Consider the following 14,611-nt stretch of genomic DNA (forward strand, 5'->3'; position numbering starts at 1 on the left):
ACGTGATGGACAGCGCAATCTCGAATGTCAGACGGCTCAACGAACTCGCATCGAAGGTCGGTTACAGGCTCTCCGTGGGGGTGGCTATTGCAACGCGACAAATCGATCCCTGGCCTGCTGGATGCCACCGGCAAGGGCCTTTGCGTATAGCTCGCGCGCCTTCGTCACATCGCCGCGTGTCCCATAGGTCTTCCACATGGAAAGAACGAGGGGATCATAGGTCTCCGCAAGCATAAAGCTTGCCTGTGCGCTACCGGTCTCGACAGCGTGTTCGAGCACGATCCGAGCTGCACCGATATCCCCCTGGACGAGGAGAGCGCTGGCGCGCGCCAGCAACCTGGCAACTTCCGGACCGCCTTGCGCCTCAGCGACCGCTGGCTGCTCTATCGCAGCCGCCTCTGCGGCTTGAGTCAGCGCGGAGTCGCGACCCGGTGCCGGTGCCTCGGCACGGTCGCGCTCCCTCTTCATAGACTGTCGCAGCTCTGTCGTCGCGCTCTTGGCAGCCTTGTTCACCTGCACCGCTTCGTCACCGGCCTTACTTGACAGCGCCTTCTGGGTCTCGAGGTCCCGCCGCGCCCTCGCAAGCTCGCGAGTCAGCGCCTCGGCCCTGTCGTGCTCCGTCTTCAAAGACTGTTGCAGCTCCGCGATGGCGCTCTCGGCGGCCTTCTTCGCCTGCACCGTCTCGTTACCTGCCTTACTTGACAGCGCCAGTTGGGTCTCGAGGCCGTGCCGCGCTGTCGCAAGCTCGCTAGTCAGCGTCTCAGCCCTGTCGTGCTCCTTCCGCAGAGACCTTCGCAGCTCCGCCATCCCGCTCTCTGCGGCCTGACTTAGCTGCGTCGCCTGATCGCGCGTCTTGTTCGCCTGCGCTGCCCGCATCTCAATCACCTGCGGCGCGCTCGCCAGTTCATTTGCTAGGGCCTCCGCGCGGCGTCGCTCCTCTTCAGAAGACTGTTGCACTTCCGGCTGCATTGCCTCCGCGGCCTGTTTGCCCTGCGCAGTATCCCGCGGTGCCTGTGCGATCGCCCGGTCGGCTTGCTGATGAAGAGCCGGATCCCGCGCCGATGAATCGGCCCTTTGCTGGCCTTGGCTTGGGACCTGAGTCTCCTTCTTGACGGCCTCTACATCTGCTGTGCTGGGCCTGACGTTATCCTGTTCATCAATGTATCGCGTCACATAGGCGACGAACTCGGCGTGGAAATACCAGCCGATGAGCGACGCCCCGACCATCACCGCGGCGATCGAGGAGATGGCGCGCCGCGCGGTCCGTCCGCGCTCCTGTTTGCTCTGCGCAGCCCGCGCTTCAACCAGGACGCCAGTGACCGGGTCCGCGTTAGTAACCAGACGAGTTAATTCCATCACCCTCGCGCGTTCGGCCAGGCCCGAGGGAAAACAAAAGGAGCGGGGCCCTGGCGACGCCGGGGGAGCAATTGATCCAGTTTCCTTTGTCGGAATAAACTCATCTTGCAGAATAAATTCATCACCTTCCTCTGGAAGGTGCATTGTTTGCCAATGCGTCGGCGCGATCTCGCATGGCTCGCCATTTTTCCTAACCCACCCGCGCCCCTCAGCCGACCATTGAGCAGATTCGAAGCGTCCGCTTACGTCATCCTCAAGAATGACGAATGTTCCATCCCTTGGAGCGGTGTCGATCACGCGGCGCATGCAAAAGACGCCTATTCGATGCGGTTATCCAATTCTTTAGAAGGGCTTCGCCAAGGCAAAATTCTACTCCACCCCGCCAAAGGCCTCAAGAACACCAAAGGCCTCAAGAAATAGTCATTTAGGTCTTTGGCGGTAGTCCGACCGCAGCACGGCGATGGGCACCTACTAGGCTGCGCGCGCCATGGCCGCAGGCCGAACTTGTCCGCCACAGCGGCCGCTTTCAGGCGACTGAAGGAGTCAAATCCGTATTTTTGCGGGTCAATGTTAACTCCCGTGCCAAAGCAGATCACGCGCTTATGCGCGTGGACTCCCTGTGACTGCGCCAGAGTTGTTTCGGCCTCGGCTATCGCCGCGTCAGCGGAGCGGAGCCAACTGTTGTCACTGCTGGCGCTGGTACTGACCAGACAGGCTAATCCATGTGCAATTTGGCGATCCAAATACCAGCGTAGCGCCGGCCCCGAGCTCTCGAACAATCGCGTGAGGTGAGCCTCTGCAAGCGCCGGTCAGGAGTCCCACCAATCGCGTTCATGGTCAAAAAACCGGGCAGCCTGCTGGATCCGCACCTGGTGGCCAAAGGCGCGTTTGAGCCGGTCCTCGTAGGTGTGACCTGTTAGCTGCACGCACGGCCTGCTGTTCAGGTTCGAAGCGAAATGCCTAGCCTGATCGGATCACGCAGGCGGTGGAGCGGGCGTCCTGCGTCATCAAGGCGACGGAGCTGGTATGGCCGCTGTTGCCGCTTTCCGAGCTGCTCGCGCGGACCGTGGAAAGGATGTTCCACAGAATCGCGTGAACTGCGAGGATGGAATCGCAATGGAGCGCGGCTCGTCGGCGGCGGTTGTTGAGCTGGCCATGAATTCCGAATACCTGATAAGGGTTGTGCTCGCACAAACCTACGCTCAGACTTGGCAAGTCGGCTATTCGGTATCCGTCAAAGAGTTGGCGCGACCAGCTCTCATTTTCTTGAACGTCAGGTCGCTATCGAGAAATGCCGCAAGCATAAACGGTATCATCTCTGCGATCTCTTCCCGGCTCCCGTAGGTTTCTGCATAAAATACCGCGTACTCGCGCAGCCGCTGCGCGAGCCCTGGGCTGAGCACAATGGTCATCTTCACTGGAGTCCGATCGGGCAGCTTCGCAAGCTTCATCCGTCACCTGCCCTTCACCACTGTCTGAACGTCCTGGTAAGGCTTCAACACCAGATCCTTCGATACAATCACTCGCAGCGGCCATCCCGGCCGCACCGTGATTGTCGGCTGCACGTCAAGCTCACGTTCTATCAAGCGCTGCCCCGCCCGATTGGTCGTTTGCTGCGTGCTCTCCCGAAGCGCCTTCACGAGATCGCTCTCATCATTGCCGATCGAGAGCTGGGTCCCCACCCCGATCAAAGTCGCCAGGGCCACGCCCTTGAGCAATTGCCAGGTATGGAGGTCCACCTCGTCCTCGAGGCCGGCATAGCCAGCGACGTCGGTCGCCGGCAGATTCTCGATCACGATCGAATTGCCGTTCGGCAGGATCAGCCGCGTCCAGACGACCAGCGCACGCTTCTGGCCGAACGCCACGACGCTATCGTACTTGCCCACGAGCCGTGTCCCCTGCGGGACAAGAAGGTGTTCGCCAGTGACGGTATCAAAAATGTTCTCCGTCACCTGGCCAATGGTCGCCCCCGGCAAGTCCGAATTCAGCCCCGTGACGAGACTCGCCGGAATGATCGACCCGGCCATCACGGCATAGGTCGAAGGCGCCGGCTTGAGGGCATGGGGATTGGTGGTCTCCGTATCGGCTTTCGCTCCGGCGAAGGCCAGCTTTCGCGCCTGTGACGATGGAACGATCTCACTGGATCGATCGACCATCGCCTGAGCCGTCTTCGCCAGTTCAGCCGCAGACGGTCCTGTATCACTCATTGCCGGCCGAAACGCCGTCGGAGCAACGGCCGGCACCTCAGCTGTGTTCGCCTGTTTGCGCTTCTCCTGCTTCTCCGACAGGCGGAAGAACAACCCCGACTCCTTTGCCTGCTGGGCAATCCGCGTCTGCCTGATACGTTCAGCGCGCTCGACGTCTTCCTCCGGATTGGCCTGGAATCCCGTGTCCAGCCTTGCGCCGGCCTTCTTCTCGTTCTCGGCAAAAGCCCGGCCGATGTCGCCCGGCGACGGGGGCCCGAGCCGCGGCGTCGATGGCGGCAGCTCCTCATAGGACTTCGGGAGCTTGCTCAAGCCTTCGGCAGTCTGCTTGCGGTCGGTATTGTAGAGCTCGGAGCGCTCAGCGTGCTTGAACGCGTGCGGCCGGAGCGCCACGAGGATCGCGCCAGCGACGAACAACGCGGCAACCACACAGCCAGCCATCAACGCGCGCCGGTTCAGCCGCCGGACCGGTCGCGGCCGTGCCCGCATTTCCAGCGGCTCCGGATCCCGACCCAACTCCGTCATGAGGCACTCCCGGTGTTGAAAACCTGCGGCACGGGCCGGGCGTCGATACGGATGATCCGGACAATGCGCTGGGGGTCTTCGCCGAGACGAAGCTCGGCGGCGCCGAACATCCGGTCGACGATGTAGTAGTTGCCGCGGACGCGGTAGTTGACGAGGTTCGGCCGCCCATCCGCTCCGGCCACGAACAACGGCGGCGCCTCCCCCTGCGACAGACCAGACGGCATCTGGATATAGACCTTGCGACCGTCGTCGAAGGCACGCACCGGCCGCCACGGCGGATCGTCTCCTTCGATGCGATAGCGGAAGTTCAGGCTGTCGAGCCGCACGCCGCGATCGGCGATCCGCTCCTCGTTCTGCTGAGCCACAGCATTCTGCTTGTGAAGCGCAACAAGCGTGTCCGTCGGATACGTCCAGGAGATGGACGCCATGTAGGTCTGCTTGGTCGAGACGAGCTCGAGGTGATAGGCGCGCCGGTCAGTCAGCACCACGAGGTTGGTCTGAATATCCGGAAGGGTCGGCTTGACCAGAATGTGGACCCGCCGCGAGTTGCCCTGCCCGCTCGATGTATCGCCGACCACCCAGCGGACCGTATCGCCGGTGGAGACGTCGATCAGTTCCTCGCTCGGCTGAAGCGCGATGGTCGAGACCTTCTCCGGGCTGGCATAGAGCCGGTAGAGCGCGCCTTCCGTCCACGGATAGACCTGAATGGCATTGATGTACCCGGCGCGCGTCGGCTCCATCCTTGCGGCCTTGTTGGCCTTGGCGATCGCCTGCTCCGGCGGCAGCTTTTCCTCCTTGGCGCCCTTGGACGAAATGGGCTTCAATTGGCCTGGCAACGGTAGAACTTTGGGCGTTTCGACGACTCGTACCGGCGCCGGCGGATCGGCCTCCGGTAGCGCCTGCTCAAACGTCATCTCATCATAGGGCGCTTCGAGATTGAGCTTCGTGGCACACCCGCAGAGCGCAAGCGACAAGGCAAGGACGCTGGCCGACGCGAGCTTGGTGAGGGCTTGGGGATTCATTTGGCGTCTCCAATGAGGTCGCGCGACCAGTTGAGGGAATGGACGTAGAGGCCGAGAGGGTTCTTCCGCAGCGTTTCGGCGTCGGCCGGCGGCTTGAGAACCGTCGTGACAAGACCGGTGAAGCGCTCAGTCTTCGCGATCGCGCCGTTCTCGTAGGCGTTCTCTTTCCAGCGGATCTCGAAGCTGTCGCTCGACGCACGCACCACGGACGTGACCTCGGCCGTCACCGTCCTTGACCCGATCTTCGTGAATGGATCGGCTTCGCGCGCATAGTCGTTCAAAGCCTGCGCACCGCGATCCGTGACGAAGTCGTAGGCGCGCAGCCAGTTCGCACGGACGATGACCGGATCAATCGACAGCGATCGGACGTTCTCGATGAACCGCGCGAGAAAGTGCGCGATCTGCGCATCCGACGGCTGGTAGGCTTGGAGCGCCGGCCCGACCGCGCGGACCTCACCGAGCCGGTCGACCTCGACCACGTAGGGAACGACGCCGGAGCGGGCGATCTGGGTGAAGATCGTCAGTCCGAGCGCGCCGGACAGACCGATGGCCGCCAGCGCTGCCAGGCGCCAGTTGCTCGCCTGAACACGTGCGGAGCCTAGCCGCTCGTCCCAGACCTGGGCTGCCTTCTGATAGGGTGTGACTGGCTCCGGTGTCTCACCATAGCGAACCGACACACGCTGAAAGGGATGATCGGCCATGCTTTACTCTCCCAGCTTCGGGCCTGAAGAGTGCCCGCCCTTGTCGCCCTCCTTCAGGGTGTGGGCGGCTACCTGGGCCGCCTCCCTCACGTGTCCCCGCCCCGCCGAAGGAGTTGCGCGTCCCGCGCCTGCGGCAGTTGCAGCACCCGCTGCTGCCCGCCCCGCGCTCGCACCCGAGAGCTGACTCGCCGCCAAGCCCTGGGCCGACCTGCCTGCAGCGGACGATGCGCCTGTGAGCGATGCCGCGGAGCGGACGGCCGTCATTGAACCGCCAGCAGCTAGGCGCAGACCGCCCATCGCCGCCGCTCCGCCGCCGATCGCAACTGCGGCTGCTCCCGCCACCGTTCCTGCGGCAGCGCCTGCACCAAGCTGCGGCGCACCCGACACCAGTCCTGCGGCGATCCCCGGACCAAAAATGCCAAGGCCGAACAGCGAAAGCGCCGCAAGCAACAGGCTCGTGGCCGACACGATGTCGACCGGCCGTGTCAACGTGCCCGCGAGCTGGCCAAAGATGGTCGAACCAATGCCGATGATGATAGCAAGAACCATCACCTTCACGCCGGAGGCGACCACGTTGCCGAGCGTCTTTTCCGCCAGGAACGCCGTCCTCCCCCACAACGCGAACGGGACGAGAATGAAGCTCGCAAGCGTCGTCAGCTTGAACTCGATCAGCGTGACGAAGAGCTGCACCGAGAGAACGAAGAACGCGAGCACGATCAGCATCCAGCAGAACAGAAGGATCAGTATCGTCGGCAGGTTGGTCAGGACGTCAAAGCCCGAGAACTGGCCAGTCTCTTCCAGCAGAGGATGAGCGGCCGTAAACCCCGCCGACGCAACGAAGCCCGGCCGTGCCAGGTCGGCCGAGCTCAATACGCCGCCCGAGGCCTTCAGACCGATGCTGGAGAACGACGCCAGGACGATATCGGCGAGACCCTTGAAGTTACCGATGATGAACGCAAAGGCGCCGACGTAGAGGACTTTCTTGGCCAGCGTGACCAGGATGTGATCGTCGCCACGGGCGCTCCAGGCGAGCCCCGCAAGCGTCAAATCGATCCCGATCAAGGTCGAGCTCAGGAAGGAGACATCGCCGGATAGAAGACCGAAGCCGGAATCGATGTAGCGTGTGAAAGTTTCGGTGAAACGGTCAATAACGGAGAGATCAGCCATGACGCCCTCGCCTATTTGCCGCCGGCATAGGCGCGGCCGTCTCCGATGAAGCGATTAAATCGCTCCTTCGCGGCGGCAGCCGACGCCTGCTGCTCGGCTGCCCGCAAACTGTCCGCGCGCGCCTGGGTCACCATCAGCGCCTGAGCTTGCAACGACTGCTTGATCTGAAGGGCGAGCAGCTCGTTCGCTGACTGCTGGGCTTGCAACGAACCAACCGCGGCCGACGACCTGCTCATCAGGGTTCGAAGGGTCCCGCTGTCCTGGTCGAGCGTGCTGACAATAGCCGATTGCAACGTGAGCGACTGCTTCAGCCCATCGTAGCTGTTGTCCCAGCGGCTGGTGGCGTCCTGCACCATCCTGTCGGACGAGACCGCCGCCGCATATTGGCGGGGATAAAGACGCTGGAAATCCTGTTGTGTCCTCTGAACGTCGAACGAGATGTTCTTGGCCTGGCCAATCAGGCTGTTCATCTGGTTGATTGTCGATGTGAGCTGACCCGCCACGCTCGTTGGGAGGCTTGTGAGATGTCTCGCCTGATTCAGCAGCGATTGCGCCTGATTCTGCAGGCTTGTGACCTGATTGTTGATCTGCGCGAGCGCACGCGCCGCAGTCAGCAGGTTCTGGCTGTAGTTCGACGGATCAAATACGATGTCGAATGCACCGAGCCGCCGCGATCCGTTCACCGCGATGACGAAAGATAGTAACGTTGTTATGACAACTCTTGAAGTTGTACCCATAAGCAAGCGGCCGGTACGTTCGAGCATGGAAATCTCCAGGGATTTCTGTTGAGGTCAGATTTTGTGGGCTTGTTCGAAGGTGTTGATCAGGTTCGCCGCCCATTGCAGTCCCTGTTCGGCGAGATAGCGCTCCGCGAAATGGTGGAGACCCGTGCGCGACAGGACAATGTCGATGATCCGCTGATCTTCAGGTGACGACGCCGCGGCGAGCGCAAGCGCGACCGGTCCGAGACCCAGCTCGAAGAGGCGGTTGCCGGCGCGAGACTGCAGGTAGTAATCACGCTTCGGAAAGGCCTCCGCGATCAGATGTATTTGGGTGTCGTTCAATCCGAAGCGCCGATAGGTCTCGGTCTGGGTCGCCTCGAGCGCGCGCGGGTTCGGCAGGAATATCCGGCTGGGACAGGACTCGATGATTGCGGGTGCTATCCGGCTGTCTGCAATATCGGCAAGCGACTGGGTGGCAAAGATCACCGCCACGTTCTTCTTGCGCAGCGTCTTGAGCCATTCCCGGATACGGCTCGCAAACAGAGGATCGTCCAAAAATACCCAGGCCTCATCGAGCACCAGTAGCGTTGGCCGGCCGGCAAAGCGGTCTTCGAGGGTATGAAAGAGGTACGTCAGGACCGGCGCCACCAGGCCAGGCAACGCCATGAGTTCCTCCATCTCAAACGTCAGCACATCTGCACTGGAAAGACGGTCGGCGTCCGCATCCAAGAACCGGCCGTAAGGACCTTCGAGCGTGTAAGGCTGGAGCGCTTGCCGCAACGCATCGCGCGTCAACAACGCCACGAGCCCGGTCATGGTGCGCTGCTCGACCGGCGCGGAACCGAGACTTCGCAGCGCCGACCACAGCGTCTCCTTGACGTCGGGTGTCACCGTCACGCGCTCATGGGCGAGCACGCCGCACAGCCAGTCCAGCGCCCAGACCCTCGCGCCCTCCTCCGCGACATCCTTCAGCGGCTGAAACGCGATGCCAGCCTTCGCACCCAATTCGTACCAGGCACCCGACATGGCGAGCGTGACCGCGCGTGCGGAACGGCCCTTGTCGAACGTGATCAGCTGGGAATTGGGATAGCGCCGGAACTGCAGCGCAAGCATCGAGAGCAGAACCGATTTGCCTGCTCCGGTTGGACCGACAACGATCGTGTGTCCGACGTCGCCGGCGTGAAGCGACAGGCGGAATGGTGTTGCGCCCTTGGTCTTGGCGATCAGGAGCGGAGGGCCGTCGAGATGTTCGCACCGCTCGGGTCCGGCCCACACGGCCGATAGCGGGCACATATGGGCGAGGTTCAACGTATGGACGATCGGCTGACGGATATTGGCATAGGCCTGCCCGGGCAGCCCTCCGAGCCAGGCCTCCACCGAATTGACCGTTTCGCGGATGACAGTGAAGCCGCGGCTGTTGATCACCCGCTCTACCGCGCGGATATTCTCGTCCGCCTGATGTGAATCCTCATCGGTGACGGTGACGGTCGTTGTGATGTAGCCGAAGGCAACCAGGTCGTCGCTCAGCTCGGCGAGAGCTGCGTCCGCATCGACCGCCTTGTTGCTGGCGTCGGTGTCGAGCAGCGCCGCCTGCTCGTTGAACATGACTTCTTTCAGGATCGACGAGAGCGACTTCCGCTTGGCAAACCATTGCCGGCGATAGCGCGTCAGCGTTGCGTTGGCCTGTGTCCGATCGAGCGGAATGAACCGGGTTGCCCAGCGGTAGGCGACGCCAAGCCGGTTCAGTTCGTCGAGAAGCCCGGGAAACGTGACGTGCGGAAAGCCGAGCACCGTCAGCACGCGGAGATGGCTGCGACCGATTGCCGGGGACAGTCCGCCAGTCAGCGGTTCATCGCTGAGGAAGCAATCGAGATAGGCCGGAATCCTGGGAACGCCGACTGGATGGCGTTTGGTCGAGACGCAGCCATGGAGATAGGTCAGCGTCTCCGCATCGCTGAGGGGCCAGATCTCCGGAAGAACCGATGCGAGCAGGTCGACGGCGCGATCGGTCTCCTGGATGAACCGCTCGAGGTGATCGCGAGAGCCTTGGGGGCGCTTTGATGGCGCGTGGTCTGACTCAGCGCCGACATCACCGCCGACGCCGTTGGCGGCTTGATCGCCGCGGTCCGCATCAGCATCAGACCGATCTTCCCGAACGCGTCGGCTGTCAGTCGCCTTGGCCTTGCTCCCTCGCGGGCTCTCGACGAACAGGCCCTCCAACCGCGAGACGCGCTCGGCCGGCGGCAGATACATCAAGGTCAGATGCAGCACGCTCTCGAAGTGCTGGCCATGAGGGCGCGAAGGGTCCTCCCACGCGACACCCACGACGCCCGCAAATGCGGCGCGCCGTTCCTCGTCGACCAGCCAGGACACCGGATCGGGGAACTCTGAGCGTGGATATTCGGAGGCCGGAATGCGCGTCGCATCAAAGAACAACGCCCACCCCGAGCCGAAGCGCTTCAGGACGTTGTTGACGCGCGAGGCCACACTCATCAACTCGGCCTCGGTCGCGCTGTCGAGATCCGGCCCGCGATAGCGCATCGTGCGCTGGAAGCTGCCGTCCTTGTTCAGGATCACGCCCGGAGCGACCAGACACGCCCATGGCAGCCAATCGGCCAACCGGTGCGCATTGCTTCGGAATTCTCTCAAGTTCAGCATGCGAGGGAGCCCTTGTGCTTGGTGTGGCGGATCGCGACCTCGACGAACGCGGGATCTCTTTTTGCAAACCAGACCGCAGCGCTGTGGAGGACAATCCAGAGCACGAGGCCCGCCAGCCAAAGCCGCAAGCCGAGTGCCATCACGGCCGACAGCGTCCCGATCAAGATGGCGGCGGCACGCGGTGCGCCACCAATCAGGATTGGCTCAGTCAATGAACGGTGGAGCACGAGTTCAAAGCCTTCCGCGCGCATCAGATCAGCGCTCCGCCGCCGAACGAGAAGAACGAAAGAAAGAAGGAGCTGGCGGCGAAGGCGATCGAGAGGCCGAACACGACCTGGACCATCCGGCGAAAGCCACCGGAGGTATCGCCGAACGCGAGCGAAATGCCTGTTACCGTGATGATGATGACGGCGACGATCTTGGCGACCGGCCCCTGCACGGATTCCAGGATACGCTCGAGGGGCGCCTCCCAAGGCATGCCCGAACCGGCAGCGTGCGCCGCCGTGACATTGAGCAGGACGCAAGCCGACGCCACGCCGAACTCGACCAAGCGCAATCCGCCGACCGAGCGGAAGCCGCGAAGGCGCGAGCACATGCATAGACGCAGTCGAATGGACATATGGCAGTCTCCTTGGGGGTCAGGGGCGATGAGAGGCGTTTGGAAGTCCGAGCGGCGTTTCAAGCAGGTAGTCACCTGACGGATCGAGGCCCTTGAGCTCGGCGACGGCCTCGATCCGCCGTGCGGGACCCCGCCCCTTGACGAAGACGATCAGGTCGATCGCCTCGGCGATGAGCCGACGCGGCACCGTTGCGACCGCCTCCTGAATGAGTTGCTCGATACGGTAGAGCGCAGCTCGAGCCGAGTTGGCGTGGACCGTGGCAATTCCGCCGGGGTGGCCGGTATTCCAGGCCTTGAGCATGTCGAGCGCTTCAGCGCCTCTGACCTCGCCGACGATGATGCGGTCAGGACGCAGGCGCAGCGTGGAGCGCACGAGATCGGCGAGGCTTGCCACGCCTGGCCTGGTCCGGAGCGCCACGGCATCCTTTGCATCGCAGCGCAGCTCGCGGGTGTCCTCAATGAGGACCACCCTCTCATCAAGATCCGCGATCTCGGCCAGAAGCGCATTGGCGAGCGTCGTCTTGCCCGAGCCGGTACCGCCGGCGATCAGGATGCTCCGCGCTTCGATGACTGCGGTCGTCAGGACCTTGGCCATCGCCGGTGACGCAATCTGCGCCTTGACGTAGTCAGACAGGCGGAACGTGGTCGTCGCCGGCTTGCGGATGGCAAAGCATGGCGCGACCGAGACCGGCGGCAAGATGCCCTCGAACCGCTCGCCGGTCTCGGGCAGTTCGGCGGAGACGATCGGACACGAGCCGCTCGCCTCGGCGCGCACGTGGCTGGCAACCAGCCGAATGATTCGCTCCGACTCCTGTGGGGTCAAGGCGACGCCGGTGTCAGCGCGGCCTTTTCCGTGCCGGTCGAGCCAAAGCTTCCCGTCGGGATTGACCATGACTTCGACAACATCGGGCTCCTCCAGGGCGAGCGCGATTGCCGGTCCCATTGCGGTCCGCAGCATGCCGCGGCGCCGTTCGCGAGTTTCTGGCGAGAGAAGATCAGACATTGCCGACCTCCTCTCGCCCTGCCGGAGAATGCTCCGGCGGCTCACCCGTCGCGCTGTGCGAGCGGGATCCCCTATCACCAGGTTGGGCGGCGCCCAGAGGCGCGCCCTCTTCGAGGTTCCGCATGAAGAGATCGGGCTTGGCGGCGCTGACGCGATCCATGACGTCGGCAACGAGGCGGCGACCGGAGGCGACGCGCTTGCCGACCTGGGCAACAAACATCTCGAACCGCTCGCGTCCGAGCGCCCGCGCCGCGTCCTGATCCGGCGACGGCAGCGGCGGTGTGATGGTCAGGTAGTAGCGGATGAAGAGCGCGATGGTTTCCGCCAGAACGCCGAGGTCGCGGTCGGCTCGTTCCAATTGCCGGCTCATCCGGTCCAGCCGTCGGATCAGCGCCGCATCGCCGCTGGTGTCCCGCTCGGGGTTGAGAAAGCGGTCCAGCGCCGCATCGACAATGGCCGATTTATTGGTGCCCGGACGTTTTGCTGCGAGCTCAAGCCGCTGCGCCACGCTTTCGGAGACATAGGCCGACAGTTTCGGTTTCATCGGGGTGCTCTTCAGAACGAGGGAAGAAGATCGTCATCGTCGCGGGTGACGGCGTGGGCGCGACGAATGGCGCTGGAGGGAACCGCGGCCTGCTGCATCTGGCTGCGGTCGGCAGCGACATCGGACTCATCGTCGAGCAACCGCTCCTCAATGGCGCGAACATCGCCGGCGGGCGGTGCCGCCTCATCAAACAACGGCAGTTGCTGCTTGAGACCACCCTCCTCGTCGCCCGCCTGCAGAAGCTCGCGATACGGCAGGGTCGCAAGGCGAAGGTCGACGGAGCGCACCTCGCCGCCCCAATTGTCCGGGCCCACCGGAGGCCGATCGGGATATACGTCACCCGTCAGGGATGGCGGCTTGCGCAGCCGGCGGACGAAGTTTGCGTCCTCATAGTGTCGTACCTTGAGCGCTCTGATGGGTGCGAGGCCCGAGACCAGAACGATGGCCTGGTGCGGCGGCAGCTGCATGACTTCGCCCGGCGTCAATAGGGGACGCGCGGTCTCCTGACGGCTGACCATGACATGACCGAGCCAGGGCGCCAGCCGATGGCCCGCATAGTTGCGCTGCGCGCGCAGTTCGGTCGCGGTACCCAACGCGTCCGAAATCCGCCTGGCAGTGCGCTCGTCATTCGCGGCGAAGGCAATGCGGACGTGGCAATTGTCCAGGATCGAATTGTTGTCGCCGTACGCTTTCACGATCTGGTTGAGCGACTGCGCGATCAGATAGGCCCGGATACCGTATCCGGCCATGAATGCGAGCGCGCTTTCGAAGAAATCGAGTCGGCCGAGCGCAGGAAACTCGTCGAGCATCATGAGGAGCTGGCGATGCCGGCAGCCGGTCGCATCGACATTCAAGGTCTCGGTCAGCCGACGGCCGATCTGGTTGAGGATCAGCCTGATCAGCGGCTTGGTGCGGCTGATGTCCGACGGCGGAACGACGAGATAGAGCGTGACGGGCTTTTCGGCGCTCACGAGATCGGTGATGCGCCAATCGCAACTCTCGGTGTTCCGGCTGACCACGGGATCGCGGTAGAGGCCGAGAAAGCTCACAGCGGTCGACAGGACGCCCGAGCGTTCGTTTTCGGACTTGTTCAGAAGCTCGCGCGCTGTCGCGGCGACGACTGGGTGCACCTTCGGTTCTGCCTTGCTGCCGAGGTGATTGGTCGCCAGCATGATCCTGAGCGTCTTCTCAAAGGACTGCGCGGGATCGGCCAGTATCTCGGTGACCCGGGTGAGCGTCTTCTTCTCTTCCGCATAGAGGACGTGAAGGATGACCCCGACCAGCAGCGAATGGCTGGTTTTTTCCCAATGGGTTCGGCGCTCGAGGGCACCTTCGGGATCGACCAGAATGTCGGCGATGTTCTGGACGTCGCGGACTTCCGCCGCGCCTTTCCGGACCTCGAGCAGTGGATTGTAGCGTGCGCTTTTTGAATCCGTCGGATTGAACAGCAGGCAATGCGAGAAGGTCGATCGCCAGCCGGACGTCAATTGCCAGTTTTCGCCCTTGATGTCGTGCACGACCGCGGACGACATCCAGGACAACAACGTCGGCAGCACGAGGCCCACGCCCTTGCCCGATCGCGTCGGCGCAAAGCACATGACGTGTTCCGGCCCGTCGTGCCGGAGGTAATTGTTCTCGACGCGCCCGAGAAACACGCCCCTTGGGGCAAACAGGCCGGCTTCCTTGATTTCCCTGAGATTGGCCCAGCGTGCCGAGCCGTAAGTCGTCACCAGCTGGCTTTGCCGCGCCCGCCACACCGAGTTGACGATCGCAAACAGCGCACCGGCAATGCCGCCGGTCGCGGCGATGGCACCGCCCTCTTCAAATATCTCAGGTGCGTAGGCCTCGTAGGCGAACCACCATTCGAACAACCGCCACGGCAGATAGACGGGATAGCCGACGACCAGGAACCAGGGCTCGCCGAGCCGCTGCTGAAAGCCGAGAGCGGCAGCAGTCCATTGCGTCGCGCCCCATGTCGACGCAGCGACAATGCCGAACACGACCGTGATCTGGCCGACATAGATTTTTGCCGGAAACATTCCGCTCGCCCCATCCCCTCACGAAACGTGAGCGGCGCGATGAAAGGGGCG

Annotated in this window: 13 protein-coding genes; all 13 read right to left on the reverse strand. The window is 63.1% G+C overall.

Features of this window, described 5'->3' with window-relative positions; genetic code table 11:
• Positions 1-84 precede the first annotated feature (84 nt).
• Positions 85-1,662: a coiled-coil domain-containing protein gene (locus H8A92_RS00085; RefSeq protein WP_229193788.1), complete on the reverse strand. Its 1,578-nt coding sequence runs from the start codon at positions 1,660-1,662 to the stop codon at positions 85-87.
• A 914-nt stretch (positions 1,663-2,576) separates the two neighbouring features.
• Positions 2,577-2,807 carry a DUF2274 domain-containing protein gene (locus tag H8A92_RS00090; protein WP_229193789.1) on the reverse strand — a complete coding sequence of 77 codons (231 nt, stop codon included), beginning with the start codon at positions 2,805-2,807 and terminating at the stop codon, positions 2,577-2,579.
• A gap of 3 nt (positions 2,808-2,810) precedes the next feature.
• A complete protein-coding gene (locus tag H8A92_RS00095; protein WP_229193790.1) occupies positions 2,811-4,085 on the reverse strand; it encodes a TraB/TrbI/VirB10 family type IV secretion system protein in 1,275 nt (424 codons plus the stop codon).
• Complete coding sequence (trbG, locus tag H8A92_RS00100; protein WP_229193791.1) at positions 4,082-5,107, reverse strand: P-type conjugative transfer protein TrbG; 1,026 nt, start codon at positions 5,105-5,107, stop codon at positions 4,082-4,084. The genes H8A92_RS00095 and trbG overlap by 4 nt, the downstream gene beginning before the upstream one ends.
• Positions 5,104-5,808 (reverse strand): conjugal transfer protein TrbF, encoded by a 705-nt coding sequence (gene trbF / locus H8A92_RS00105; RefSeq protein WP_229193792.1) that lies wholly within the window; start codon positions 5,806-5,808, stop codon positions 5,104-5,106. The genes trbG and trbF overlap by 4 nt, the downstream gene beginning before the upstream one ends.
• A 3-nt stretch (positions 5,809-5,811) precedes the next feature.
• Positions 5,812-6,975 (reverse strand): P-type conjugative transfer protein TrbL, encoded by a 1,164-nt coding sequence (gene trbL / locus H8A92_RS00110; protein WP_229193794.1) that lies wholly within the window; start codon positions 6,973-6,975, stop codon positions 5,812-5,814.
• An 11-nt stretch (positions 6,976-6,986) separates the two neighbouring features.
• A complete protein-coding gene (gene trbJ, locus H8A92_RS00115) occupies positions 6,987-7,739 on the reverse strand; it encodes a P-type conjugative transfer protein TrbJ (RefSeq protein WP_229193795.1) in 753 nt (250 codons plus the stop codon).
• Positions 7,740-7,766: 27 nt separating this feature from the next.
• Positions 7,767-10,355: a conjugal transfer protein TrbE gene (gene trbE / locus H8A92_RS00120; RefSeq protein ID WP_229193796.1), complete on the reverse strand. Its 2,589-nt coding sequence runs from the start codon at positions 10,353-10,355 to the stop codon at positions 7,767-7,769.
• On the reverse strand, positions 10,349-10,606 hold the full coding sequence (locus H8A92_RS00125; RefSeq protein WP_229193798.1) for a VirB3 family type IV secretion system protein: 258 nt from the start codon (positions 10,604-10,606) through the stop codon (positions 10,349-10,351). The genes trbE and H8A92_RS00125 overlap by 7 nt, the downstream gene beginning before the upstream one ends.
• Positions 10,606-10,974, reverse strand: coding sequence for a TrbC/VirB2 family type IV secretion system protein (locus tag H8A92_RS00130; RefSeq protein ID WP_420831272.1), 369 nt, complete (start codon positions 10,972-10,974; stop codon positions 10,606-10,608). The genes H8A92_RS00125 and H8A92_RS00130 overlap by 1 nt, the downstream gene beginning before the upstream one ends.
• 19 nt (positions 10,975-10,993) lie before the next feature.
• The gene (trbB, locus tag H8A92_RS00135) at positions 10,994-11,977 is read right to left on the reverse strand and encodes a P-type conjugative transfer ATPase TrbB (protein WP_229193799.1); all 984 of its coding nucleotides are present in this window, start codon (positions 11,975-11,977) and stop codon (positions 10,994-10,996) included.
• Positions 11,970-12,485 carry a CopG family transcriptional regulator gene (locus tag H8A92_RS00140; protein WP_229193800.1) on the reverse strand — a complete coding sequence of 172 codons (516 nt, stop codon included), beginning with the start codon at positions 12,483-12,485 and terminating at the stop codon, positions 11,970-11,972. Before H8A92_RS00140 ends, trbB begins: the two co-directional genes overlap by 8 nt.
• A gap of 47 nt (positions 12,486-12,532) precedes the next feature.
• Entirely contained in the window at positions 12,533-14,560 is a 2,028-nt protein-coding gene (locus H8A92_RS00145) for a conjugal transfer protein TraG (protein WP_229193801.1), read from the reverse strand.
• Positions 14,561-14,611: the final 51 nt, after the last annotated feature.

Origin of the sequence: Bradyrhizobium acaciae (assembly GCF_020889785.1) — a bacterium.
Lineage (GTDB): Bacteria > Pseudomonadota > Alphaproteobacteria > Rhizobiales > Xanthobacteraceae > Bradyrhizobium > Bradyrhizobium acaciae.

What these genes read in the sequence shown, in the direction of transcription:
- H8A92_RS00085 (WP_229193788.1), bottom strand. Translation starts at nt 1,662, where the DNA reads ATGCGCCGCGTGATCGACACCGCTCCAAGGGATGGAACATTCGTCATT.
- H8A92_RS00090 (WP_229193789.1), bottom strand. Translation starts at nt 2,807, where the DNA reads ATGAAGCTTGCGAAGCTGCCCGATCGGACTCCAGTGAAGATGACCATT.
- H8A92_RS00095 (WP_229193790.1), bottom strand. Translation starts at nt 4,085, where the DNA reads ATGACGGAGTTGGGTCGGGATCCGGAGCCGCTGGAAATGCGGGCACGG.
- trbG (WP_229193791.1), bottom strand. Translation starts at nt 5,107, where the DNA reads ATGAATCCCCAAGCCCTCACCAAGCTCGCGTCGGCCAGCGTCCTTGCC.
- trbF (WP_229193792.1), bottom strand. Translation starts at nt 5,808, where the DNA reads ATGGCCGATCATCCCTTTCAGCGTGTGTCGGTTCGCTATGGTGAGACA.
- trbL (WP_229193794.1), bottom strand. Translation starts at nt 6,975, where the DNA reads ATGGCTGATCTCTCCGTTATTGACCGTTTCACCGAAACTTTCACACGC.
- trbJ (WP_229193795.1), bottom strand. Translation starts at nt 7,739, where the DNA reads ATGCTCGAACGTACCGGCCGCTTGCTTATGGGTACAACTTCAAGAGTT.
- trbE (WP_229193796.1), bottom strand. Translation starts at nt 10,355, where the DNA reads ATGCTGAACTTGAGAGAATTCCGAAGCAATGCGCACCGGTTGGCCGAT.
- H8A92_RS00125 (WP_229193798.1), bottom strand. Translation starts at nt 10,606, where the DNA reads ATGCGCGCGGAAGGCTTTGAACTCGTGCTCCACCGTTCATTGACTGAG.
- H8A92_RS00130 (WP_420831272.1), bottom strand. Translation starts at nt 10,974, where the DNA reads ATGTCCATTCGACTGCGTCTATGCATGTGCTCGCGCCTTCGCGGCTTC.
- trbB (WP_229193799.1), bottom strand. Translation starts at nt 11,977, where the DNA reads ATGTCTGATCTTCTCTCGCCAGAAACTCGCGAACGGCGCCGCGGCATG.
- H8A92_RS00145 (WP_229193801.1), bottom strand. Translation starts at nt 14,560, where the DNA reads ATGTTTCCGGCAAAAATCTATGTCGGCCAGATCACGGTCGTGTTCGGC.